The sequence below is a fragment of the Nostoc sp. GT001 genome (genome assembly GCF_030382115.1).
Classification (GTDB): domain Bacteria; phylum Cyanobacteriota; class Cyanobacteriia; order Cyanobacteriales; family Nostocaceae; genus Nostoc.
Genome location: NZ_JAUDRJ010000003.1, coordinates 288,564 through 313,035, shown reverse-complemented (window position 1 = coordinate 313,035; position 24,472 = coordinate 288,564). Strand labels below are relative to the sequence as shown.

Here is a 24,472-nt window from a genome sequence, read left to right as displayed (position 1 = left end):
TGTCTTTTGCTAATGACTAATGACTATGTTGTGTAATACCTGTGGGTTCCATCGAATTGGATTGTGCGTGTCTCCAAGGCGCACTATTGCCGCATACTGGACAAGAGCGATCGCGGTGAGAACGGCGTTTAGCAAATTCCATTCGATTTAAGTCGATTGTCAGCAATTGCGATAATAGAGGCTGACTAAACCCGGTGATCAGCTTGATTGCTTCCAGTGCTGTTAGACAAGCTAGGGTTCCAGAAACAGCGCCTAGAACTGAAAAGCCGCGCTGATCCCACTCAGGCTTTTCTGGAAACAGACAAGATAAACAAGGAGTCACACCAGGAATAATCGTTGTCAGGTAAGCCTCCATCCCATTCATTGCGGCTTCCACCATTGGCTTACGCGATCGCACACAGGCTTCATTTAACAAATTGCGCTCTGTAAAATTGTGGGCGCAATCAAGAGCCATATCAGCCGACTGCACTAACGAATCTACATTTTCCGGGGTGATGTAATCATGAACAATTTCCACTTGGACATCAGGATTAATCGCATCCAGAGTTTCTTTAGCTTTGAATACCCTTGGCTTACCTACCCAATCATCAGTCATGAGAACCTGACGATTCATATCATCTAGCCGCAAGTCACCACCCCGGACTAGGATTAGCCGCCCAACGCCCGCTACTGCTAAGTAAAGCGCCGCTGTACCGCCTAATCCTCCCACACCTGTAACCAAAACTGTCGCTGACTTTAGGCGTTTCTGTGCTGTTTCGCCAAAATTTGGAAGCATCATTTGGCGACGATAGCGTTCTAATTCGGTAGGCGTTAGGTTAACCAATTTATACCTCCTAATCAGAAGTGATTTCTGTCAGTGTGACTACATTTTTCGGCTTGTCGTTAAACACTTTGAACAGCTTTTGTTCATAAGCTGTCGATTCGATAAATAGCTGATAAGCTTTTTGCAAAGCCAAAGAATATTGATTTAGTCTCTCTTCTTGACTCAAGTCAGGAGAATTATCATCAATTTCCTGCATGTGTTGAGAAAACTTTTTCAGAATATGTAGACGATGCACATTCACAACTTCTAAGTCGTAGGACATATTAAAGAATTGAAAAAATTCTTCTGCATCTACGAGCTTCTTGAATTCATCCATAGTTCCAGTCATTTAGCATTCTCCAATTGTTTCAGATGTTGCTTAAGTTCATCTAACTGGCGATAGATTTCATAAGTTGCGGCGGCAACATCCATAAGTTGTTTGTAATCTGTTGGCAGACCTTCAGCTAAATCATGCAGATCCATTTTCATTTGACCTGCTTTACTGTTGAGCCGTCTGATTTGTCCTTGTAGTTCCTCAATACTCGTTTCTTCTGCTTGCACAATCAGCCACTCCTTTTCTAAAAGTTAGGAGTTAGAAGTTATGAGTTATGAGTTATAAATCAGGAACTGTAGATCATGAATTATCAGTTAATAGTTAATTCAACTCCTCACTCCTAACTCCTCACTCCTAACTATTTAAATTTTCCCAACTTCAGGAAAACGTTTCGCCAAATCAAGACCTTTTTTGACGTAGTTTTCTCCCTCTTCTGCTAATTTCTCTACTGAGTCAAAGCCAAAGCGATGGGCATCTCGCAGGGTTTTCACGGTTAGCAAAAGACGACCAGAAAAGACTAGGGCCCAGCCAAATCCTTCATGGCTCAAATCAACTACAACCTGGGATATTAAACCTGTTTCTTGTTCAATCCCAGCCGCTACAGCCCGAAAAAATGCCATAATCCGGGCTTGAGTTACCGGATCAACTTCGCCCTCAACGGAGATTTCCCGTTTCTTTTGTTTGGTGACAATAAAGGGTTTGAGAATCAATTCATCCGACCAAGTACGATAAACTCCATAACTGTCTTGACCACGGATTTGTTTGATTAATACCTTCAGAAAAGGTGAGTTCAAGACTTCAGTTGTAGCGGTTCCGTTCACACTATTATTTGCGGTCATACTGTTGCTTCGTCTTCAATTTCGTCAGCAAAGTTTGTGGTTTTTGGCTGCAAAGCTTTACGCAACCAAGGTGGAGGATTACCTTTGAGGGTTTTCACTAGCTTATTTAGCACTTCACTAATTTCTTCTTCTTCCGATCGCGCCTTCACTGGGGTGACACCTTTCTTGATTAACCGAGCGGCGGCACTACCACCAATTGCTGTTACGTAAACAATCGTACAGTCACCTATTGCCTCAAGTTTTGGGGTGATTTTGTCTTCGTTACCATCTTCTTTGAGTTCGCCTTCAAAGGTGAGGGTTTCTACGAAGTGATATCCCTCATCGGTAATTTCGTAAACATCAATCATTTTTGCCCATCCAAAGTGGGCGTTAATATGAACTCGGTCGCTCGTCGTGAAGGCTATTTTCATTGTAATTCTCCTCTCTAAAGTTTTGAATTTTGAATTTGGAAAAAGGAATTCAGGAGTCAGGAGGAGGTAGTGCGGTCTTGGGGTCTCCCCAAGTAGAGCAACTACCGTTCAGAATTCAGGAGTAAGAACTAAATCTGCATATTTAGTGGTTTTTCCTATGGAAATGCCAAATGCAAACCATCAGTGGCAGGTTTGACTCTTTCTGAAACGCATTCTGAATTCTGACTCCTGAATTCTTGAAGAAGAATTCAAAACTCAGCGCTCACAGTTCCGAACTCTTGGAACTGTTTAACTCTCGCTTCTTCTGCCTCTAAAAACAGGTTGCCGATACCAAATAAAAGCTCCATCGTGCCTCGATAGCCAACTTTGGTAAATTGACCATTACCTAAGCGGTCATAAATGGGCAATCCTAAACGATAAAGAGGAATTGAGAGGCGTTTTGCGATCGCACCCACATTCGAGTTACCAATCAGCAAATCTGAACCACCAGCTAGACTCTCAAAGTCTTCTAAGTCGCCGATGGTAATGCTTTTAACTGGGAGTTTTTCTAAGAGAGGCGATCGCGTGGTTGTCACCACAGCATGAATTTGACTACCCATCGATTGCAGGAAATGCACTGTTGACCACAACAAGTCTGGTTCCAATGCTAAAGAAACTCGTTTTGCACCGAAGTAAAAGTGAGTGTCCAACATTGCATCTTGCAACTGACGACGTTGGCGGCGATATTTTTCGGGTACGCTATTACCGCTCAGAATCGCTAATGCTTGGATAAATTCATCTACTGGTTCTAATCCTGTTAGTTCGCCAAACACCTCATAAGGTGTGCCAAAGCGTTCTTCCAGAATCTTGGCAGCCCCCCGCATACTTTCACCTAATGCCAGGGTAAAGGCAGAACTACCGACTTCTCGTAGCTGTTTTAAGGTAGTTCCACTGACTGTAACCGCACTATAATTATCCTCTAAATGTCCATCTAGAGAAGCGCCAAGGTCAGGTACAAAGATCGGCACTAGTCCAAAGGACGTTACCATCTCTTTGATTTCCTGTACATCCCCAGGTGTGAAAGCAGAACCCGCCAAAATCGTGACTTGTTCAGTTCTGAGTCCACCCGCGCGAGGAATTTCCTTAACGATGCTTTCGACAGCAACAGCAAAACCATCTTGCAACGCACCTTTAAAATCTGGAGTAGGTGCAAAAACGATCGCTAAATCATTCAATTCTGGATGGCGATCGCGGATTTCCTTAAGAAATCCTTCAATGTCATCGCCTCTAGTTTCTGTTAACCCAGTGGTACATAAACCAATAATTTCCGGGTTAGCCTTTTCCACCAGAGTGAGAATTGCTTGCTCCACATTCTCTTCACCACCCAAGATAGTGGTAACTTCCGTCATCGCCGTCGTAGCAAGGGGAATCGCTTCCCGGAAATGCCGCACTAGCACAACTTTAGCGAAAGCAGTACAACCTTGAGATCCGTGGAATAAGGGCATTGTCCCTTTCAATCCCAAAAAGGCTAAGGTTGCACCCAAAGCTTGACTTTGCTTGAGGGGATTAACTGTCAGTGCTTTGTTAGAAGCGGTAACGATCGCCATTAAACTTCCTCCTCTTCTTCCCAAGGAGCGGGTTTGCGTATTTGTTCCCAAATCGGGCTATACAAAGCTTCGTACAGTTCCCGCGCCATCTCAATCATTCCTACATAGCCTGCATAAGGATGGTGGCGTTCTTGGTTGATATCAAGGAAAGGAATCCGAGCTTTCAAAGCTGTGTATTGGTTACGTCCACCAGCAATCAGCATATCTGCGCGAGTGTCTTTAACCAGTTGTAGCAATTCTTGAGCGTTGCCTTTCTCCAGCATGATGCCATCGTTGCCAATCAACTTCTTGATTTTGGCTTTATCTTCCTCAGTACTTTTCCGAGTACTGGTAGCAACAACTTCAATACCCAAGTCTCTAGCAGCCGATATAATCGACCAACTCTTGACACCACCAGTATATAAAACAACTCGCTTACCTTTGAGTCGAGCGCGATAGGGAGCTAATGCCAAATCTAAAGCAGCCGTTTCTTCTGCAATTAGCTTTTCTGTCCGCTCCTGTAAATCAGCGTCGCCTAATTTAGCGGCGATGTTTCGCAGACAGCGATTCATATCATCGATGCCGTAGAAAGACTCTTCAATGTAAGGGATGTTGTAACGCTCCTCCATCTTTCTTGCCATATTGAGCAGCGCTCGTGAGCAGATCATGACGTTGAGCTTGGCACGGTGGGCGTAGCGAATTTCATTGTAGCGAGCATCGCCCGTAATTTTAGACAGAATACGGATGCCTAATTTTTCTAGCAGTGGTGTTACTCCCCACATTTCCCCGGCGATGTTGTATTCACCGATTAAGTTAATATCATAGGGCGTTGTATGTTCCGGTTCTGCTGTTCCGACAACATATTCTAATAAAGCTTCACCACCAAAACGGTTGCCCAGATTTTTACTGCCAATGAATCCTGGGGCAATGACGGGAACAACAGGAATACCAATTTTCTCAGCCGCCGCTTTGCAGACAGCATCCATATCATCGCCAATTAAGGCTGTAACACAAGTGGCGTAGACGAATACTGCTGCTGGTTGGTAACGCTCTTTGAGTTCCAGAATCGCTTTGTAGAGCTTCTTTTCGCCACCAAAGATGACATCATTTTCACCCAAGTCAGTCGTAAAGCCCATTTTGTAGAGTTGCGGGCCAGACGACAGACTACCACGACTGCCCCAGGAATTACCAGCACAGGCGATCGGCCCGTGGACTAGATGCGCTGCATCTGCGATCGGCACTAAAGCAATCATTGCACCATCAAAGGCACAGCCCCCTTGAGCCGCGCCAGGTTGTGCCTGTTGAGCGCATGATTTGTTTTTCTTTTCCGCTTGTTTGTGCTGATTATGTTCGCATCCTGTCTCAGTCAGCAGGCTCGTTGATTTTGCCTTGGGTGCTTTTCATCTCTCTTCTCTTAATTGTTAATTGTCATTTGTCATTTGTCCTTTGAATAACTAACAACTAATGACCAATGACCAATGACTAATGACCAATGACTAATGACTAACAAATGTATTTTGTGACATCCTCTCCACATACATCAGCGAGGTAAGATAGAGCGCGGAAACGCAATCCTACAAATTCGTCATATAAAGGATTGAGTTTACATAGTGGTGGGATATCAATAGTCTTCCCAAATAATTTAATTTGTCGCTCAAAGGGACAACAACAAGGAATTGTTTGGCAAATTAGATGAGCGATGCGATTATTTTTAACCTGAATTCCATCCACTACACTACGCAACGGATTCAGAATATTGTGGAACCATCCTGGTTTTTTCTGATTAGGTGGATGGTAATTAGGATGAGGATGAGTGTGAGTATGTTCGTGAGTGTGATTGATGGTTTCCATCTATAAATTCCTTGGGTAAATGCTATCAAGAAAAAGGGGAGTTGGGGATTGGGGATTGGGCATCGGGAATTAGGTATTGGGCATTGGGCATTGGGTGTTTTCCCAGTCCCTAGTTCCCAGTCCCCAATCCCTATTCCCTACTCCCTACTCCCCTTCTTCACCCTTTAATTAACACGTTGTGTTTCTACGCAATTTCTAACGAATCAAGTCGTAGGAAATATCTGTCTTAGAAGGAATGTTGGTGTTGCGATCGATTTCTTCAAACAGGGTGTTTACAGTCCAGTTGAGGAGGTTGATCACGCCTTGATAACCAATGGTGGCGTAGCGGTGTAAGTGGTGGCGATCCATGATGGGGTAGCCGATTCTCACGAGGGGAATCTTGGTGTCGCGCCACAGGTACTTACCGTAGGTGTTACCAACTAAGAAATCTACTGGTTCGGTGAACAACAATGAACGCATGTGCCACAAGTCTTTACCAGGCCAAACAGTTGCATGTTGACCGAAGGGGCTAGAAGCAAGCAATTCTTTGATTTCTGCTTCAAATACTTCGTTGCTGTTGTGAACCAAGATATGCACAGGTTCAGCACCCATTTCTAGCATAAAGCCAACTACGCTGTATACTAAATCTGGTTCGCCGTAGATAGCGAAGCGCTTGCCGTGAATCCATGAGTGAGAGTCAGTCATGGCATCAACTGCACGACCGCGTTCGATTTCCAATTCTTCAGGAATGGGGATACCGCTCAATTCGCTGAGTTTCATCAAGAACTCATCAGTACCCTTAATGCCCCAAGGACGGGAAACTGAGGTTGGTTGCTTCCATTCTTTTTCGATGTACTCGCGGGTTTTTGGTGTAGAGTGTGCTTGCAGAGCGATCGTAGCTTTCGCATTGATTGAATCTGCTGCATCTTCTAGCTTTGTACCACCTGGGTACATATCGAACTCACCTGTGTTTGGTGAATCGAGGTAGTCGCTGTTGTCGGCTAGAATTGTGTAGTCAAAGCCGAACAAAGAAGCAATCCGCTTGAGTTCGCGGTTGTTGCCTACGTAGGTATCAAAACCTGGGATGAAGTTGATTTTACCATTGCTGGTTTCTTTCTTATGACCTGCGGTCAAGTTAGAAAGAATTCCCTTCATCATATTGTCGTAACCAGTGATGTGGGAACCGACAAAGCTAGGGGTGTGAGCGTAAGGTACTGGGAAATCTTGAGGAACTGAACCAGCTTGCTTAGAGTTGTTGATGAAGGCTTGTAAGTCATCACCAATTACTTCTGCCATACAGGTGGTGCAGACAGCGATCATTTTGGGCTTGTAGAGTTGGTAAGAGTTCGCCAAGCCGTCAATCATGTTTTGCAGACCACCAAACACGGCTGCATCTTCAGTCATTGAAGAAGATACACCAGAGAATGGTTCTTTGTAGTGACGGGTTAAGTGGGTGCGGAAGTAAGCAACGCAACCTTGAGAACCTTGAACGAAAGGTAGAGTACCTTCAAAACCAACAGCAGCAAAGATTGCTCCCAATGGTTGACAACCTTTAGCAGGGTTAACGGTTAAAGCTTCACGAGCGAAGTTCTTTTCACGATAATCCCAACCCTTTGTCCACTCTGCAACCCGTGTTACTTCTTCGGGGTCGTGACCGTTTTCAAACTGCTTTTTGTTTTCAAATAGCTGTTGGTACTCAGGCTGGTGGAATAACTCGACGTGGTCTTGAATTTTTTCTGGATTCTGAGGCATTTCTGGATCTCCAAGCTTACTGAATTCTTTACTAATTGAGGTGTGAGTGGGATAGAGACGCGATTAATTCGTTACAGACGCGATTCATCGCGTCTCTACAAGGGAGTGGGAATATGATTCAAAATTCAAAATGCAAAAATCAAAATAAATTTTTAATCTTTCAATTTTGAATTTTGGATTCCCAACTTCCCCCTGGGGTTTTAGCCCCAGGTTATCCTTACTTATCTCACTCTCCCATTTCCCTAAACGGCAGCCTTAGCCTTAGCTTCAGCCTTCTTAGCCTGAGCTTTTTCATTCCAAGGAGCGCCAATTAATGACCAAGTTGGGCTGTTGAGTGCCAAGTCCATATCACGAGCGAAGATGGCAAAGCCGTCATAACCGTGATAAGGGCCGGAGTAATCCTTTTGGTGGTTTAATTCTTTTTAACTGTCTAATGTTTGCAGTAAACAGTGTCAGCGATAAGCATTGTTCGTTGATAACACATTTATTTTTAGCCTAAATATAGGCTAAAAACAGCGATGCATAATCAGGTTCAGGACTCACGCATCATCTAAATGTTGTCCTGAGCCAAGGCGTTGCTGAATAAAGTGATGATTTTTGTAGGGTGGGCATCCTGCCATTGGTGTCAAGCTAAGCTCAAACTTACTATGTCAATAAGTATTTAGGCTTAAAAATTCGGTTTTCAAGGGACAAAAAACGAACTTTTTCAGGGACTATTAATGCTTTGTTTATTAGCATCACTCCCAGCTTGTGTATAGAAGTCAGAAAAAGTTCACCTTTATACTTCGTTCCTAACAAAACCTATCGTTGACAAATGGGTTTTAACCTTAAGTTGACACTAATGGCATCCTGCCCGCCTGGAAATACAAGGGACGGGCAAGATGCCCATCCCACAAATATGCAACACCGCCTGATGTTTATGTTTATCTCTGCAATCACAGCAACAAAGAACGCACGATGAAAACAAAAGTACTATTGGAATTAGAGAAAGTTAATCTGCGTTTGAAGTCTGCAAAGGCAAAGGTGACAATTAGAGAATCGAATGGAAGTCTGCAATTACGAGCGACGTTACCAATTAAACCGGGAGACAAAGATAGTAATGGTACTGGGAGAAAACAATATAATCTCAGTTTGAATATTCCCGCTAACTTGGATGGACTCAAGACGGCTGAGGAAGAAGCTTATGAGTTAGGAAAGTTAATTGCGCGTAAAACTTTTGAATGGAATGATAAGTATTTAGGAAATGAAGCAATTAGAAAAGATTTCCAATCTATAGGGGAATTACTTGAAAAGTTTGAAGAAGAGTATTTTAAAACTCACAAACGTACAACTAAAAGCGAACATACTTTTTTTTATTACTTTTCCCGTACCAAGAGATTTACGAATCCTCAAGATTTAGCTACTGCGGAAAATTTGATAAGTTCAATTGAGCAAATCGATAAAGAATGGGCTAAGTATAATGCAGCTAGAGCGATCGCAGCATTTTGTGTGACATTCAATATCGAAATCGATTTATCTAAATATTCCAAAATGCCTGAGAATAGTTCCCGCACTATCCCTACAGATGCGGAAATAGCTGATGGAATTCTCAAGTTTGAAGATTATCTGAATAATAGAGGGAATCAAGTTAATCAAAATGTTCAAGATAGTTGGCAACTTTGGCGCTGGACGTATGGTATGTTAGCAGTTTTCGGTTTACGTCCAAGGGAACTTTTTATTAATCCTGATATTGATTGGTGGTTGAGTCAAGAAAATATAGATTTGACATGGAAAGTTCATAAAGACTCTAAAACTGGTGAAAGACAAGCATTACCATTACATCGGCAATGGATTGAGGATTTTGATTTGAGAAATCCGAAATATTTAGAGATGTTGAGGAGTGCGATCGCTAAAAAAGATAACACTAATCATGCGGAGATAACGGCGTTAACACAGCGAGTTAGTTGGTGGTTTCGCAAGATAGGATTAGATTTTAAACCTTATGATTTACGTCACGCTTGGGCAATTCGGGCGCATATTTTGGGAATACCAATTAAAGCTGCGGCGGATAATTTGGGGCATAGTGTGCAAGTTCATACGCAAACTTATCAGCGTTGGTTCTCGCTAGATATGCGGAAGTTGGCGATTAATCAAGCGTTGAGTAAAAAGAATGAAGTGGAGTTGATTAGAGAGGAAAATGCTAAGTTGAGGATGGAGAATGAAAGTTTGAAGTTGGAGATTGAGAAGTTGAAGATGGAGTTGGCTTATAAATATAGTTAAATATTATTGATACTTAGCGATCGCATCCCCAATGTAGGGTGCGTTGTCGCAAAGCGCAACGCACCATGCATGATCTCAAACATTCCAAATATCCGACGAAAGCGGAACCTAACCATCACCACCCTAATCTAAGAGGTAAATCTTTTGCTCAATAAAACGATGAATACTCGAAAAAACCCATTGCTGTGCGAATTCACAAAGCTGATGCCGCACAGGATTATAGTGGATGTAATCGCAATGATTAGCAAAATAAACTTCATCAATACTCATGTATTATTTCTTAATATATGAGTATTCCAAAAAAAGTTTTTTTTGATATCATCAGAAAATATACGGAGATAAAATTATGTATTTGCCCAAAGAAAGCATATATAAGCTCTGTTTATTTAGTTTAGATATTAAATTAGAGGGAAATAAATGCCCAAAAAGCTTGCCATTGTTATCAGTGGAGCGGTGTCACTTGGCAGTTATGAAGCTGGCGTTATGTATGAAATTCTTGAAGCGATCGCTAGACATAATGAATCTATAAATAATAATGAAGATCGCATTGAAATTGATGTGATCGCAGGTGCTTCGGCGGGTGGGATGACCGCTTGTATTTTAGCCCAACATCTTCTTTGTGGCGATCAGACTGCACCCTTTAATCAAGACCAGTCTCTACGAAAACCATATAATAATCCACTTTATAATACATGGGTCGATGAAGTTGATATTCGCCAACTAATTGATGTTAAAAAAGATTGTCAAAAGTACTCACTTCTACAAACAAAAGTTGTCGAAGACATTGGGAAGAAATACCTTCAAGATAATCCCAAATTCAACGAAAAGCATCCAGCATCTGCGTCTCAAATTTACGTGAGTATAGCTATGTCCAACTTGTCTGGCTATACTTTCCCTCTTTCAACTGATTATGATCGTTCAAAGAAAAGCCAGAAAGAAGGAATACAAGAGTTTGCATATACCCGCTATAAAGATCAATTTGTTTGTGTAGCTCGCCGCGATCCATCAGGTAGTGTAACGCTTGATGAAATAGACCGAGAAACTACAAGAAATCTAGAAACCAAACAAGAGACAGTAAAATGGCAAAAACTTAGAGATACTAACTGGACTGAGTTGCGCGAAGTAGGTCTTTCATCGGGTGCATTTCCTTTTGCTTTTCGACTTAGAAAAATTCAACGTTTTGGTGGATTTGGTAAACGTCATCATCGGGATGATAAGTACCTGTACACAGATGGTGGTGTTTTTGAAAATGAGCCTATTGGTATGGCTAAACTACTCGTTGATAAAATTGATGAGAATCAAGATTCATCTAATAAGAGGTATTACCTTTATATTGCACCAGGTCAACGCCAATTACCCGATAATCCTTTTATAAAAAAAGATGACGATCTCTTAGTGACTGGAGTTGCATTGTTGAGTTCAATTTTTCACCAATCTCGCTTCCAAGATTGGATTATGGAAGAAATGAATGCTCCAGTATTCTCAATTACAGCTCATGACTTTGAGTTAATTGGGGATGTCTTTTCAGCCTTTGCTGGGTTTCTCGAAAAGAAATTCCGGGCTTATGATTACAATATTGGTCGTGAACGTACTCAGTATGAACTGTCTAATCCTGAAGCTAAAAGTCAACTCCAAGATTTACTCAAGCGTGAACTGAATAAAATGCCACCTCTTGAGTGGATAGTTAATTGTAAGATTGCTGGTAAAGAGTTGGATAGTTGGGATGACGCAAAAAAAGAATTGAGTAAATTAGCAAAACCACGTTCAGAAGAAGGAAAACAACTAAAAGATAATGAACTAAAAAAACGGGACCAGCTTGTAGAATTACGAAGGTTAATGGCAGAAGTAGACAAAGAGACACGCAATAAAATTCTAGATCAGTTAACCTTCCGCTTAGAATCGCTTGTTGATCTTATCAATGATAGGCTAGAACCGCTTGATCGGATAAATAATGGTTCTCCTTTATTTAAGCTATGGAGTTCAACTAAACTGAATGCAAGGATTTATATTGGAAAACCCTTAACAAAGCTAGTTTTAAAAGGCATACTTAGATTTTGGTTACAACAAAATATTCTTAATCTTAAAGATTAATACGGTTAACAAATCTAATGTACGCAGTTATAAATCAATACAGTTCAGTTAAGGCTAAAACTCTGTTACCAAAGTCGTTTTTTTAACGAACCCCCAAGGCGCAGAGAACGCAGAGAGAAGAAAGAGATGCTTCACTGAACTGTATTGAGTTATAAATCAGTAAATCTATTATATGAAAAGTCTGTTTGCGATCGCTACTCGCAAACAGACTTTACTTTTTTATACTTCTAATTAAGCTTGTTCCCAAAGCTGACGTACATAATCAGGTAGCCAGCTAGCAATTTCCTGAATCCGCTCCTCGGAAAGTTCGTCTTTGGTGGCAGAAAACACTGCTTTAACGGCTTGCTCTCGTTCGACCGATCGCGGCATTCCACTTTCATTAGCAACTCGGAACAAGAAGCGATCGGAATCGATATTAAAGATACCCAGGCCTTTCCAGGGTGGACGAACCCGGCTCAAAAATCCCACAATGGGGTTGGTGTCTTTCCAGAGATCGGACACTTCAAACTGGAGTGCTTTCTCATCGGTAGGCACTGCCTCTATATGCAGTTCTGCCTCGACGCGATCGCTAGCTTCTGTGGTCATTAAGTCGCGCATCACGCGAAACACAACTTCGGTAAAGTCTCTTGCATCATAAGGATCTGCAAATCCAGCTTTGACCTGGACTTTTTCTAGAAATGAGCGATGTTCGTCTGCGATCGCAGTTCGATTATCTTCAATCTCCGTTGGGTCAACTTCTGGAATGTTTGTTCTAAAACTTTGATCGGGCATTGTTTTTTCTTGTGGTTATTAATTTTGAGTCTTTCTACTTGCTCTATGTAAGGTCGCACAAATCAAAAACCCTTAGTATCATCCAGAAGTTTGAGATGCCATTTATTCAAAAGTTAGAAATTCATCTGATTTGCATAGATATAGGTAATAGAACTACCCCTCTAAAAAGGTTCTGGCTAACACATATTTAATTTCTGGAAATATCATATCTATTGAGTAAAGCAATACTCCTGGTGTTTTTGCTCGTTGTAGACATCACCCATTGGTATCAAAAAACAGTCAAAATAGATGAGTTAGTATAAAAGCTGCCGAAACAAAGATGCTAGAAACAACAAACATCGAAATTCACACTTCCTATATCAAAGTTCCTAACAATGGCTTAGAAATCGATGCTTACTTAGCTCAACCAGCACAAAATGGAACCTTTGGCGCAGTTATAGTTTTTCCAGAAATTTTTGGAATCAACAGTAATATTCGGGATATCACCGAACTAATCGCTAAACAAGGTTATGTAGCGATCGCCCCAGCCATGTATCAACGTACTGCTCCCGGTTTTGAAGCTGACTTTAGTCCAGAAGATGTTGGCTATAGCCCAGAAGCTTATCGATTGGGCTTGGAATACTATCAACAAGTAAAATATCAAGAGATATTCAGCGATATTCAAGCTACCATTACTTATCTCAAAACTTTACCCAATGTCAAAGATGATGCCATCGGTGTGATTGGTTTCTGTTTTGGCGGTCATGTTGCTTATATGGCTGCAACTTTACCGGATATCAAAGCCACAGCTTCGTTTTATGGTGGCGGAATTACCACTGCTAGCTATGGTGAAGAGACTCCAACTATTAATCGTACTTCAGAAATTAAAGGTAATATTTATGCATTTTTTGGTACAAGAGATGCATTAGTTTCTCAAGAAGAAAACGAGCAAATTGAAGCAGAATTAAAGAAACATCAAATCAATCATCGTGTATTTCGATACGACGCTGGACACGGATTCTTTGCCGGATTCTTTAAAGACAAGTACCCATTTTTAGCCCAGCACCCAAGTTATAACCCAGAAGCGGCTCCTGATGCTTGGCAACATGTTTTAGAACTGTTTCAAAAGCACTTGTAATCCGGCTTGTCGTCAATATCGCACTCTTGTCCAATGAGTGCGATACTTTAGCCTTTAAGCTTTTGAGTTTCTAAGCAGTAATTGACAACCACATAAAAACGGGTTTGGATTTTCGATGCGATCGTCTGCAAGCACTTCAATGGGGAGCTTGCTGTTGTAAATCAATTCATCATAATCCATCAATGCATCCCACTTGATTTTACCAGTTGGGAAGCCTAGCTGTGAAGAACTATCAGCTATTAACTCTTGCCATTTCTGAATTTCTGGATCTTGCGATTTGCAGTAATCAAGAATGGCAATCAAGGCACCAGGCTTAGTAACTCGCAGTATCTCTGCAAGGGCGCGGACTGGATCGCTAACGACACAGAGGGTAAATCCTGATGCTGCTGCATCAAAACTATTATCAGGAAAATCAAGATTGCAGAGATCCGATACTTTGAAGGTGATGTCTGCGGATACGCGCTTTTTACGTGCTTCATCCATCATCTTCTCAGAAAGATCGACACCAACGACACTTACACCTTCAGGATAGGCTGGAAGATTAAGACCAGTTCCTACCGCAGCATCCAATACGGTTTGTCCTGGTTTTAGCTGCAAGGAAGCAATTAAGGGTTCGCGCTCGATGTGCCAGTAACGCTTCATAATTGCGTCATAATCCACCGATCCCTGATCGTAGGTTTCAATCACCTGATGTATTTGCATAGATTTTTTAACAAGCAGAACTACTGATTTTAACTATCTGTCCAACTGTATAATCTGTTAGCGCCCAAAATTTGTATATTCTCTGACAAATAAAAAAAATTCATAGTATATTCTCTTGCCAACAAAATAACTTTATAATACACAGATTCTCCGATATCCTTTGACCGAACAATATCTAGAGCAGCAAAGTGACAAGAGCGGTTGGTGTATTATCAAAAATTGCGATCGTGTAGAGTGATTCACCCTAAACAGCAAATCATTGTTCAAGCGTTCGGAAATTAGCAAAGGTATTGTTACTTACAGCACTTTACAAGTCAATTAAGTACACCCCTCTTCAACTTGAAATATGCTGTATAATCTAAAACTCTCTATATCTTCCTGTTCCCCCAAACCTCAGCCATAATTCATCGTTCAACCATTCCTTAGCCCCAAAGGAATCTGAATGATAAACTCGGTTCCTTTTCCAGGAGTTGAGAAACACTCCAGTTTACCGCTATGTTTTTCTGTGACGATTTGATAGCTGATGGACATACCCATTCCGGTTCCTTTGCCAATGGGTTTGGTGGTGAAAAAAGGATCGAATATGCGTTGCTGAAATTCTTGAGAAATACCAACTCCATTATCAGCGATCGCCACTTCTAACCACATTAAATTAACTACCGATGTGCGAATCTTAATTTGACTAGGATTTTCCTTAATTTCCTGATAGGTAAGCTTAGTATTCTTTTCTTCTAACGCATCAATTGCATTTACTAAAATATTCATAAATACCTGATTGAGTTGTCCGGCATAGCATTCTATTAGGGGTATAATGCCGTAGTCTTTAATCACCTCAATTTCAGGTTGTTCTGGTTTAGCTTTCAGGCGGTGCTGTAAAATCATCAAAGTACTGTCGATGCCTTCATGAATATCAACGCGTTTAAATTCCGCTTCATCAACGCGAGAGAAATTCCGCAGCGACAGTACAATTTGACGAATGCGATCGGTGCCTACTCTCATCGAAGACAACATTTTTGGCAAGTCTTCCTGCAAGAACTCTAGATCGATGTCTTCAGCAACGGTTTGAATTTCAGCAGCAGGGTAGGGATTATATTGCTGATACAACTGCATCAGATGCTAATAAATCCTGAGTATATTCCTGGACATGGGCGAGGTTGCCATGAATAAAGTTAACTGGATTATTAATTTCATGTGCGACTCCAGCAACTAGTTGTCCCAGACTAGACATTTTTTCACTTTGAACAACTTGAGATTGAGTACGCTGCAATTCCCCTAATATATTTTTCAGTTCAGTAGTGCGTTCTTCTACCCGTTCTTCTAATTCTTCTTTGCTTTTCTCTAAAGCACTAAAGGATTCATGCAATTGCCGTGTCATGTGGTTGAAAGATTTAGATAAGGTATTTAGTTCTCGAATACCGCTAGTTTCTACTGTCTGATTTAAATTGCCCGATGCCATTGCCTCACTTGCCCAATTCAGGCGCAGAATCGGGCGGACAATCCAATGGGAGGTAAACACGCCCATCACAGAGGCAACAACTAATGCCCCAAAACAAAGAGCGATCGTGGTGCGCGTGTTAGCGTTAATTTGAGACATAAATGTGTTTTCTGGCACACTTACTACCACCAGCCAATCCAAGCCATACTTGTCACGCCAAGGTATAACATTGACAAAATGCCGTTTTTCTTGAACCTCAAGTTGAAAATCTGTGTCTTGGGTGATAGACCTAAACCCAGAAGTTTGGAAGCGTCTGGCAACATTCTGGATTATTGGGTCAGAACTATCGCTCGCTCGCAATCGCCGGATCTCTTGATTGACCACGACAAAAGGCTTCTCTGTACCGGAACTGGCAATTAATGTACCATCCCGTTCTAAAAGGAACACCTGCCCAGACTGACTAATATTCAAACTGCGTAAAAAATCGCTGAGTTTTAGTAGGTGAATGTCTGTTGCAATCATTCCTAATAAGCGATTTTGCGAATCATAGATCGGACGACTAGCAGAGGCGGCAATGTAAGGGCCGGTGGGATAATTTCCAGTTACAATCTTTGCCCAAATAGGTTTACCAGCAGCGATGGGTTGGGTATACCAAGATTCAGTAGAATTTTGCCAATTCCACCGAGCATTGACCTGAGTTCGATTACCTTGATTATCGGTAGCGTAGGTGTAAACATTATTCGGAGGCTTGGCAGTCCAATCATCAATGGTAATCGTTTTGCCATCATAACGAGCAGCTCCTAGCCCCTCACCCGTTGTTAGCCCAATACCAATATAAGTTAGGTCATAAGCCTGCATCTGATCCCAGAAATACTTGCCAAGGGTTTCGCGATTGCGCACATCCAATAGTCCCCTGCGAATAGCATCTGCGTTAATCTGATTAAGGGTTTGCGGAATGGCAAGATAAGACTTCAGGTGTTCGTCCACTACATCGCTGGTGCGATCTATCAACTGTTCGGCTAGGTCGTTAACTGCTCTTTGTCCATTTTTAAAAGACAAATAACCTACCAAGCTGACCGCTGCAAAAATTTGGATAAGGAAGGGAACAATAAGAACAATCTGTAATGGGAACGCCTTAGCTTTGCTGAGATAGGGAGTCTTCATTGCTGGAAGCTGAAAGTTGTGCTGATTTGATTTGCTTCTATAGTTCCCAAGATGTTCGCATACTCACATTTGTTGAAATTTTTTTGTCAAGTCAAAGGTGGCTTTAGGGTGGAATGGTACTTTCTTAGGCAAAAATTGCTGCCCAGATCCCTACTTCTACTCTCCGGGTGTCTGCAAGCAGTCGGGGATCTAAATCCAGCGATTTAGTAAGTGACATTTAGATTTAGGATGCGTTGCGGGGGTTTCCTCTCCTGTATTCGCCTTTAAGAGCAGGGAAAATCAGATATTGCCCGCCCAACTTACTAACTCCCCGTTATAGCAGCCGACGCAACACAAAAAAATCAGAGTTTGAGATGTTCTAGATATTAGCGATCACATCAGCACAAAATTTAGTTTTTTAATGTAGTTCCATGAGTTCAATTTTTAAATTTGGAGTAATTTATGCAACGATTTCAAGTAACATCAGATAGTTTGAATATACGTTCAGCACCGATTGTTGATGACGCTAATCAATTAGCATCTCTTCCAAAAGGATGTATTGTATCTAAAATTCAAAATTCGGATAATGACAAGTGGTGGAAGGTGGCAACTATTATTGAAGGAAAAACTTTAGAAGGTTTTGTTGCTCAAAAATTCCTAAGTCCAGTCACAAAGTTTTCTATTAAGACTGTGCTTAAAATTGGTGAAATTCCCATTCTCCAGGCAAATGGAGAATCTGCATTTTTCTATGAAGCAGGAATGAGCATTAATGCTGATGGTGCGCCTAATGCTTATCACCCCGCAGATAGAGGGATTGATTTTTTGGCAAATGCTGGTAATCCAGGTAACTGGTGGGCACTAGCTGTAGATAAAAACGGCAATCCATTTATTCAAGGCAGTACCGATCCATATCCTGGATACTATATTTCTACAACTGCATTATTCGACTCTGGATTTGTTAAACAAGATCCACGTCGCTATGTTGATTCAGCCAAGATTCCGTATATTGTTCTTCCAGGAAATGGTGATTTTAGAAAGGCTACAGGCGTTAAATTAGGAGATTTAGCAGTTGTTTACAACACTAATAATGAAAAACTCGCCTTTGCAATTTATGCTGATGTTGGGCCTACAAACCAGATTGGAGAGGGTTCAATAGCTTTGTCTCATGCTCTGGGAAATGATCCATTAGTACGCTCAAGAGTCAGACAAGGAATTCCCAAGAATATCGTTTATATTGTTTTTCCAAGCTCTGGGAATGGAAAAGCAAGAACAATTTCAGAAATAGAAGCTGAAACTAAACGGTTCTTTGAAATATGGGGTGGTGTAGAACGGATAAAGTCTCTAGACAATACAGTTTAGATCAGTTCAAAACCCTAATGTAGAGACGCGATTCATCGCGTCTTGAAAGACCAATGATTTACACCAATAACTTTTAACCCAAGCGTATTGCTCTATAAGAGTGTACCTGATGCAAATTCAATTGCAATAGAGACGTAGCGCTGCTACGTCTCTGTTTTTGGAGAGCAATGACTTCTTGTAAAAGTCCCCAACCCCTCCCCGCTCTTCGGGCTACGGTGTACACACAAGTCGAAAAATCCTCTACAGTGAAACTGTCACGCCCACCCATATCCCGCCCAGAACTGAAGTTTAGGGCTGATAGCGAAACTCCACTGAAAGTGGACTAAGTAGGTCGGCGTAAATAATTATTGTTGCAATAAGGCAGGGGGCAGGGGGAGAAAGAGTTTGAGCCTTATTTACTTTTGTTTACATAGTTTGCTTTTACTGCACCGACTTACTTAAATAATTAATTCAGTCCACTTTCAGTGGACTTGGGCTATGAGACTCGGAATTCATTCCGAGGCGGGATAAAAACACAGTGCGAGATTCATTAATAAAGAAAGATATGGTTGCGGCAAGACTTGTGTGTACACCGTAGGCTCTTCGGGAGGGGAGACAAAGCGTAGCTTTGGCGGGGTGGAGTTCTTTCTTATTTTTGATTTATGCAAGAGGTCTAATGTCTACGACAAGCCACTTTGCATTTACGCAATCATTTTTGCTGTGATGACTAGTTTTGATCGGTGTGATGGTAGTGCGATCGCAAGCAGAACATAACGCTTTTTTGGATCTGGAAAATGTAGCTGACGTTGATTTATAACACTAGCTTAGAAATGGAAACCCAACGCCCCAGAGATGTTGGGTTTCGCAGACTCAACCCAACCTACACAGGTTATTAAATCCACGATCCTTACCTACAATTAACTAAAGCTCGGTTCACTTATAACCGAGCTTTAATTGGGATTTTATTTGATGATGATTATCGCGCTTAAAGGATGTTTTAAAAAAGCAAAGAAATATTACTTGCGAGTTAGGTTAAGCAGTTCTTTGGGAGAAGCAAGTAAATCAATAGCCACGAAGTAAATTTGACCTTGAGGATCGAGTAAAAATCGCCAAGCAATGTTCATCCCAACATTACCCCCAAACCAAGGAGTTTCTACCGTACCAGTAATTTTATGCTGTGTATAACCATCTTCGATGGTTTCCGAAATGCCTTTGGTTGGCTTCATCACTAAGCCTTGTCCCTCATCTCGTAGATAAGAAGTGATTGCTTCTCGACCAACAATTGGTTTTTGGAAGGGTGGTTGCAGCGCACCGTTGTTAGCAAATAAAGCAACAGCAGCTTCAAAGTTATCTGCATTCATCGCTTCAATGTATTTCAGCACTGTCGGTTCTGTAACTCCCTCGATCGTAAATTGGGGAGTTACAGATGCACGTGGGAAATTAAAGTTTATTTGTGCTTGTTTGTTATCAGCCACAGACGGATCGAAGCCCATATTTACTACAGTATTGCGTAGTACAGTAATTTGCTGACTCTGATCGATTCTCTGAACAGCTTCTAGCACTGCTTTAACTTCAGTTGACATTTGATAGCCAACTGGCATAGGAGCAACAATACCCTCTTTCATCCACTCTCCTAACTGCCACCAGAACCCTAACTTGGCGTTAACACCAAAATATGCATAAGAACGGCTGATAGGAGTGTCAGCATTACTCGCTAAATCTCTCATTAACTGCGTTTGTTCTTCATGAGACATCTGCTTAATGTCGTTGAATATACCTTCCATTAATTGGAGATTTGCTTTTCCGGGAGCAGCTGGAGTAATTGTACGACCTAGTTCAGCGTAGGCATACCAGAGAAATGCTAGTTGATCCTCAATGTTGAGTTTCGCAAACATTGCTGTAGTGGCTGGAACTGCATCTGCCACTTGAGTGCTAGAGAAAATATTGCGTGCGGACTCGATACTATAAGTCATGCTTATTACCTTAAAGATTTACCTATTTAGTAGTTGCTTTTAACTACATTTTGTAGCTAGAAGGGTAAATCTAGGGCATTTTTATTGGATGACATAGTTATCCCTAGATTTTTAAATTTGATTCATTTTTATTTACTACTTTGGCATCATAGCTGGTAAAGATTAACAAAAGACTAAGATTTATAAGATTTATCTGATGAATATCATTGAATGAAATGTATATCTACTATTTATTTCAAATTTCTAGTTAAATCAAAGTATTTTTTTGAAAAAAATATCCTTCTAAAGAAAGATATTTAACTATATATTATCTATCTATGGAAACAGATATCTACGTTTTCAGTTTTTTGACACTACAAATAGAATTTGGTAATTGCTTCAATTAGTTTTTTTTAATTACTGGCAGATTTATCTCTAGCCGTAGGTTGGGCTAAATCAAGTGAAATCCGTCTAATGTAAGCCCTCAATTTGTTTATTAGTAAAATACAACTTACAATTTTTTGCGATCGCCGTTTAGTTATGAGATGGCTGTGTGTAGTTCAATAAGCCGCATTGTTGCAAGGATGGAATGGGAGCGATGCGATTTTGTGAGATGCCTTGCTTCGTTTGGGCAGGGGGCAGGGGGCAGGGAGCAGGGGGATTAGAAATTAGCGTTTTATAAGCCAAGGAGATGGATTGTTGATTATAGTTACTAGAATGCCTAAAACTCGATTGTAAACTGCATAAAGTTCTCTGCCTGTATCAACGTCTAAATAACTACATTTCACAGCAAATTTAAGCCAAGTTTGAGTTTCTGCTGCCTCAGCTTCACTGTCATTCAACTTAGCTACAAAAGCTGCTTCATAACGGCGTTTTCTCCAAGCTTCAGCTAAATTAGCACATACAGAACGGGATGATCTACGAATCTGATCAGTTAAAGAATAACGTTCTTCAACAGGAAACTTCTTAGATAATTCAAAGATTTTCATGGCCACATCAAATGCCATTTTGTATACTTCTAGGTCTTCATGACTTTTGATTGGTTCTTTTTCCATTCCCCCTGCTCCCTGCTCCCTGCTCCCCTGCTGTCTTTATGATGATCTCACAAAATCGCATTGCTCCCAGATGGAATGCACTATAATTTGCCTATGATCAAAACTTAGCGTAGGCTTAGCCCGCACTTCGGCTCATTTCGGCTACGCTCAATGACCAACGCTCAGTGACACCGTAGACATCGCTGATAAATCATCAATCTACCTGGAATATATTAAATAATTGATTATTCCTAAGATTATTAAATGAGCCGGGTAAAACACATAGAACCATCTAGTTCGTGAACCTTGTTTACCATTGAATTGAAAAACAATGAGTCCTGCAAAAACTGCCCAACCTTGAGATATATTAATCATAGATAGGATTACTAAAGTAAAAAAGTGAAAGATGCACCAGTAGAGCAACCATATTTTGGGCTTTATTTTGTCTGTAAGGGACATCAAGAAAATTACTCCAATCCCATAAGCTCCATAGGAAAAGTCCAAGTTCTCGGCAACTACTGCACACAATCCAATAATTATTGATTGCTGCCATAATTGCGGATAACGCTTTACTAAGCGCAACATCACAAGTCCAAGAACAAGCGTGTAAAGAATATTAAATGATAACCTCTGGAAAATAAAACTATAGATTGGCTGAGATATAATTGCTGTAATTAATAGCCTGCTTCCATAGCGGTACACATTTTTGGTGTGTTTTTCGCCTTTTGCCAAGAGCCATGCAAAAAGGGGAAAGCTCAATCGCCCAAAAAAGTGCAAGATTAGAAACTCTGGCATTAGCAAATAGCACACATGATCCATAACCATGAATACTACTGCTAAGATTTTAATGTTAAAAGCTGAAACTTTAATCACAACGTTACAGTTACCTTATTAGATTCGTTAATATAAAATATCTTAAATTTTATTTATTTAATATAAGAGTTATTCAAAATCCTAGCAATTTGATAACATTAACAAAAAGGGCAATATCTACGAAGGGCTGTTTAGTGACACCCTCTTTAGCAGAGATAACAAAAACACTATGGCAAAGCGTAAGAAAAGCAATCTCCAGTGGATTAAAGAAACGCTTGAACTAAAACCTGACCATCGCTGGGAATCTCCATCAGGCTACAAAATATTTGTCGCAGATAGAGGCGCTGTTCGCTTCAATGTTCCCCAGGATTGGGTTTTTGAGCCACAAGAGAAATCCTTCAAGTTCATGGATAAAAAACCGCCCAACGATGATTGCTGCCTAGAAGTATCTTTCAATCGTCTGCCACCCAATGACTGGAGCCAGTTTCCGCTAAAATCCACCTTGAAGAAAGTCTTGGAAGACGACAGCCGCAACATCATTGAGAGGGGAGAAATTATTACCGTCAAGCGTCAAACCGCCAGAATTGTCTGGACAGAGATGAAGTTCATTGATGTTCAAGAAGAACCACGGGAAGCTTTTTCGCGGACTTGCATTGGTTTGGGGTCGAATGTTCAGTGCTTGATTACATTCGATTATTGGGCAGATCAAGCAGAACAATTAATACCTGTTTGGGATGAAGCGATGCGTAGCCTAACGCTAGGGTTATATATTCGTGACCCCATGACTGGTCTAGCTTTCCCAGACTGAGCTACAACAAGGAATTGTGAGCATCTATCAAATTGAGGCGCGTAGCTCAAAGTCTACGATGAGCTACTTATTTTTTACGGAGTTGGAGCAAATTAATAATACTCCTGCTTTCAATATAAGAAATGAGTCTAAATCCACTAAAACAGCTAATTTCAGAACGAGGTTTTGACCGATTTCAATCAGGATTAAGATCGCGTTTCGCTGCTTATCGCCTGAAATATACACTCACTTACTGTAAATCTAGTGATAATCCAGCTATGTGTCTTGACTTTGAGAGTTTATTACATCTCGGTAGAATAACGGTTTGGGAGTCAGGAGCTTGTGAGATGGATATTCTTGAAATATCAACTGGTAACAATGTTTTTTATGAAAGTCACCAGTTCAACAACGAAAAGGAATTTCATCAAACCTATCTAAGACTGGTGATTTTTATGCGCGATATGTTGCGACTTAAGTCAGACAATATTTAAGGCTACACCTACAATTTCCAATATGCTAAATTTGGAGCGGGATAGTAACAAAGTTACAAAGCTATGGTTTAGGTTCTATATGCCTAACTGGTGCGCCATCCTTTAGTATGAGCGTATACTGCCGAGTACTTTAAACTATATTGCTTGATTAGCTCAGTTGGTAGAGCGATCGACTCATAATCGAAGGGTCACAGGTTCGAGTCCTGTATCAAACCCCAGGAAGTTAGCTCACTGGTAGAGCAATCGACTCATAATCGATGTGTTGTAGGTTCGATTCCTATACTTTCACCCAAAACCCTGTCCGGGTCAAAAGACACTACCCTTTTAAGGTAGCCAATATGGTACGGATCTTAACAGATTCGAGACCCCTCATTTTCTCAACTCTGCGTGCAAGTGTTTTGCTGTCGGTCATCACTCATAAGGGTGATGTTCGGTAGCCACAGTTAAGGAGTAAGCGCAACTGCATTTCTCCCTAACTTGAGTATGTTCCTTCCTTTCCTACATCTAGTTTTCTTTCGGGATTCTAGATTGGCAAACGAACGGCATATTTGAGCGCGGTTATTTTTTTCTAGATTGCCATTGAGTAATCGGGGAAAAATAACAGCAATCTTAATCCAGCTTTGGAGAAGCTTTTGCCCACACCTGAACTGTAAACACTTGCACTAGCAGAGTTAAAAAATATTTTGTAGTATTATAGTAGTACAAATAGCTAAAACAAATCCTTGAGCCTTTTTCTACAAGGTTGCAAACTTCAATAATTCCTATATTCAAGCTGTAATATGGTATCTGTCAAATCACCCATAATAAGCAGTTTGTAGTGGGGACTGAAGTCCCCAAAGCCAGGACTAAAGTCCTTACTACGAACTAACATTTTTATTCTATTTGATTAATCCAGACATGGTAGAAGATGGCAAGTTTTCTTGCAGGTGGTATTTAAGTTTAAAGAAGGTTATAAATGTCTTGACTAAATATTCTTGGCTAGTTGCAATCGCTACGTCAGTCGCAAG

Annotated in this window: 18 protein-coding genes, 2 tRNA genes and 4 pseudogenes; 8 read left to right on the top strand and 16 right to left on the bottom strand. The window is 41.0% G+C overall.

Translation table 11 applies throughout. From position 1 onward, the window contains the following. Positions 1-16 precede the first annotated feature (16 nt). From QUD05_RS04025 to QUD05_RS34290, 10 genes and pseudogenes are all read right to left on the bottom strand, one after another. Positions 17-823, bottom strand: a complete 807-nt coding sequence (locus QUD05_RS04025) for a HesA/MoeB/ThiF family protein (protein ID WP_289794964.1) — start codon at positions 821-823, stop codon at positions 17-19. Between the two features lie 10 nt (positions 824-833). After that, complete coding sequence (gene nifW / locus QUD05_RS04020) at positions 834-1,151, bottom strand: nitrogenase-stabilizing/protective protein NifW (protein WP_289794963.1); 318 nt, start codon at positions 1,149-1,151, stop codon at positions 834-836. Further along, positions 1,148-1,363 (bottom strand): CCE_0567 family metalloprotein, encoded by a 216-nt coding sequence (locus QUD05_RS04015; protein WP_265270016.1) that lies wholly within the window; start codon positions 1,361-1,363, stop codon positions 1,148-1,150. The genes nifW and QUD05_RS04015 overlap by 4 nt, the downstream gene beginning before the upstream one ends. Before the next feature lie 135 nt (positions 1,364-1,498). Then, positions 1,499-1,975 (bottom strand): NifX-associated nitrogen fixation protein, encoded by a 477-nt coding sequence (locus tag QUD05_RS04010; protein WP_069069803.1) that lies wholly within the window; start codon positions 1,973-1,975, stop codon positions 1,499-1,501. Further along, the gene (gene nifX / locus QUD05_RS04005) at positions 1,972-2,385 is read right to left on the bottom strand and encodes a nitrogen fixation protein NifX (protein WP_012407194.1); all 414 of its coding nucleotides are present in this window, start codon (positions 2,383-2,385) and stop codon (positions 1,972-1,974) included. Before nifX ends, QUD05_RS04010 begins: the two co-directional genes overlap by 4 nt. Before the next feature lie 248 nt (positions 2,386-2,633). Then, positions 2,634-3,971 (bottom strand): nitrogenase iron-molybdenum cofactor biosynthesis protein NifN, encoded by a 1,338-nt coding sequence (gene nifN, locus QUD05_RS04000; RefSeq protein ID WP_289794962.1) that lies wholly within the window; start codon positions 3,969-3,971, stop codon positions 2,634-2,636. Then, a pseudogene (gene nifE, locus QUD05_RS03995) lies at positions 3,971-5,354 on the bottom strand (nitrogenase iron-molybdenum cofactor biosynthesis protein NifE). Before nifE ends, nifN begins: the two are co-directional and overlap by 1 nt. 99 nt (positions 5,355-5,453) lie before the next feature. Beyond that, positions 5,454-5,801, bottom strand: coding sequence for a Mo-dependent nitrogenase C-terminal domain-containing protein (locus QUD05_RS03990; RefSeq protein WP_289794961.1), 348 nt, complete (start codon positions 5,799-5,801; stop codon positions 5,454-5,456). 195 nt (positions 5,802-5,996) lie between these two features. After that, on the bottom strand, positions 5,997-7,532 hold the full coding sequence (gene nifK / locus QUD05_RS03985; RefSeq protein ID WP_289794960.1) for a nitrogenase molybdenum-iron protein subunit beta: 1,536 nt from the start codon (positions 7,530-7,532) through the stop codon (positions 5,997-5,999). A 242-nt stretch (positions 7,533-7,774) separates the two neighbouring features. Next, a pseudogene (locus QUD05_RS34290) lies at positions 7,775-7,942 on the bottom strand (nitrogenase molybdenum-iron protein alpha chain); the annotation flags it as partial. A 519-nt stretch (positions 7,943-8,461) separates the two neighbouring features. Between QUD05_RS34290 and QUD05_RS03980 the strand changes: the two are divergent. Both QUD05_RS03980 and QUD05_RS03975 read left to right on the top strand, forming a co-directional pair. Next, positions 8,462-9,791 (top strand): annotated as a pseudogene (locus QUD05_RS03980) (site-specific integrase). A 417-nt stretch (positions 9,792-10,208) separates the two neighbouring features. Continuing rightward, positions 10,209-11,882 (top strand): patatin-like phospholipase family protein, encoded by a 1,674-nt coding sequence (locus tag QUD05_RS03975; RefSeq protein ID WP_289794958.1) that lies wholly within the window; start codon positions 10,209-10,211, stop codon positions 11,880-11,882. A 231-nt stretch (positions 11,883-12,113) separates the two neighbouring features. Here QUD05_RS03975 and QUD05_RS03970 read toward each other — a convergent pair whose 3' ends face one another. Beyond that, positions 12,114-12,653 (bottom strand): DUF2267 domain-containing protein, encoded by a 540-nt coding sequence (locus QUD05_RS03970; protein ID WP_289794957.1) that lies wholly within the window; start codon positions 12,651-12,653, stop codon positions 12,114-12,116. A gap of 319 nt (positions 12,654-12,972) precedes the next feature. Here QUD05_RS03970 and QUD05_RS03965 point away from each other — a divergent pair, with 319 nt between their 5' ends. Next, positions 12,973-13,770, top strand: a complete 798-nt coding sequence (locus tag QUD05_RS03965) for a dienelactone hydrolase family protein (protein ID WP_289794956.1) — start codon at positions 12,973-12,975, stop codon at positions 13,768-13,770. Positions 13,771-13,824: 54 nt separating this feature from the next. On the opposite strand, the gene QUD05_RS03960 is transcribed toward QUD05_RS03965, so the two are convergent. Both QUD05_RS03960 and QUD05_RS03955 read right to left on the bottom strand, forming a co-directional pair. Beyond that, positions 13,825-14,472, bottom strand: a complete 648-nt coding sequence (locus tag QUD05_RS03960; protein WP_289794955.1) for a class I SAM-dependent methyltransferase — start codon at positions 14,470-14,472, stop codon at positions 13,825-13,827. A 411-nt stretch (positions 14,473-14,883) separates the two neighbouring features. Then, positions 14,884-17,071 (bottom strand): annotated as a pseudogene (locus tag QUD05_RS03955) (sensor histidine kinase). Between the two features lie 441 nt (positions 17,072-17,512). On the opposite strand from QUD05_RS03955, the gene QUD05_RS03950 reads away from it, so the two are divergent. Then, complete coding sequence (locus tag QUD05_RS03950; RefSeq protein WP_289794954.1) at positions 17,513-18,409, top strand: glycoside hydrolase family 75 protein; 897 nt, start codon at positions 17,513-17,515, stop codon at positions 18,407-18,409. A 995-nt stretch (positions 18,410-19,404) separates the two neighbouring features. On the opposite strand, the gene QUD05_RS03945 is transcribed toward QUD05_RS03950, so the two are convergent. The 3 genes from QUD05_RS03945 to QUD05_RS03935 form a co-directional block, all read right to left on the bottom strand. Beyond that, complete coding sequence (locus QUD05_RS03945; RefSeq protein ID WP_289794953.1) at positions 19,405-20,361, bottom strand: orange carotenoid protein N-terminal domain-containing protein; 957 nt, start codon at positions 20,359-20,361, stop codon at positions 19,405-19,407. Between the two features lie 647 nt (positions 20,362-21,008). Beyond that, the gene (locus tag QUD05_RS03940) at positions 21,009-21,395 is read right to left on the bottom strand and encodes a four helix bundle protein (protein ID WP_100903653.1); all 387 of its coding nucleotides are present in this window, start codon (positions 21,393-21,395) and stop codon (positions 21,009-21,011) included. Positions 21,396-21,593: 198 nt separating this feature from the next. Next, positions 21,594-22,247 (bottom strand): TraX family protein, encoded by a 654-nt coding sequence (locus tag QUD05_RS03935; RefSeq protein WP_289794952.1) that lies wholly within the window; start codon positions 22,245-22,247, stop codon positions 21,594-21,596. Between the two features lie 169 nt (positions 22,248-22,416). Between QUD05_RS03935 and QUD05_RS03930 the strand changes: the two genes are divergently transcribed. The 4 genes from QUD05_RS03930 to QUD05_RS03915 all read left to right on the top strand — a co-directional run bounded on the left by QUD05_RS03930 (position 22,417) and on the right by QUD05_RS03915 (position 23,757). Further along, positions 22,417-22,995, top strand: coding sequence for an Alr1449 family protein (locus QUD05_RS03930; protein ID WP_289794951.1), 579 nt, complete (start codon positions 22,417-22,419; stop codon positions 22,993-22,995). A 122-nt stretch (positions 22,996-23,117) separates the two neighbouring features. Then, the gene (locus QUD05_RS03925) at positions 23,118-23,465 is read left to right on the top strand and encodes an immunity protein TriTu family protein (RefSeq protein WP_289794950.1); all 348 of its coding nucleotides are present in this window, start codon (positions 23,118-23,120) and stop codon (positions 23,463-23,465) included. 142 nt (positions 23,466-23,607) lie between these two features. After that, positions 23,608-23,683, top strand: a tRNA-Met gene (locus QUD05_RS03920). After that, positions 23,683-23,757 (top strand) — tRNA-Met (locus tag QUD05_RS03915). Before QUD05_RS03920 ends, QUD05_RS03915 begins: the two co-directional genes overlap by 1 nt. The last annotated feature ends 715 nt before the right edge of the window (positions 23,758-24,472 follow it).

Coding starts and splice junctions, on each gene's coding strand:
- nifW (WP_289794963.1), bottom strand. CDS start 1,151: ATGACTGGAACTATGGATGAATTCAAGAAGCTCGTAGATGCAGAAGAA.
- QUD05_RS04010 (WP_069069803.1), bottom strand. CDS start 1,975: ATGACCGCAAATAATAGTGTGAACGGAACCGCTACAACTGAAGTCTTG.
- nifX (WP_012407194.1), bottom strand. CDS start 2,385: ATGAAAATAGCCTTCACGACGAGCGACCGAGTTCATATTAACGCCCAC.
- nifN (WP_289794962.1), bottom strand. CDS start 3,971: ATGGCGATCGTTACCGCTTCTAACAAAGCACTGACAGTTAATCCCCTC.
- QUD05_RS03990 (WP_289794961.1), bottom strand. CDS start 5,801: ATGGAAACCATCAATCACACTCACGAACATACTCACACTCATCCTCAT.
- nifK (WP_289794960.1), bottom strand. CDS start 7,532: ATGCCTCAGAATCCAGAAAAAATTCAAGACCACGTCGAGTTATTCCAC.
- QUD05_RS03975 (WP_289794958.1), top strand. CDS start 10,209: ATGCCCAAAAAGCTTGCCATTGTTATCAGTGGAGCGGTGTCACTTGGC.
- QUD05_RS03970 (WP_289794957.1), bottom strand. CDS start 12,653: ATGCCCGATCAAAGTTTTAGAACAAACATTCCAGAAGTTGACCCAACG.
- QUD05_RS03965 (WP_289794956.1), top strand. CDS start 12,973: ATGCTAGAAACAACAAACATCGAAATTCACACTTCCTATATCAAAGTT.
- QUD05_RS03960 (WP_289794955.1), bottom strand. CDS start 14,472: ATGCAAATACATCAGGTGATTGAAACCTACGATCAGGGATCGGTGGAT.
- QUD05_RS03950 (WP_289794954.1), top strand. CDS start 17,513: ATGCAACGATTTCAAGTAACATCAGATAGTTTGAATATACGTTCAGCA.
- QUD05_RS03945 (WP_289794953.1), bottom strand. CDS start 20,361: ATGACTTATAGTATCGAGTCCGCACGCAATATTTTCTCTAGCACTCAA.
- QUD05_RS03940 (WP_100903653.1), bottom strand. CDS start 21,395: ATGGAAAAAGAACCAATCAAAAGTCATGAAGACCTAGAAGTATACAAA.
- QUD05_RS03930 (WP_289794951.1), top strand. CDS start 22,417: ATGGCAAAGCGTAAGAAAAGCAATCTCCAGTGGATTAAAGAAACGCTT.
- QUD05_RS03925 (WP_289794950.1), top strand. CDS start 23,118: ATGAGTCTAAATCCACTAAAACAGCTAATTTCAGAACGAGGTTTTGAC.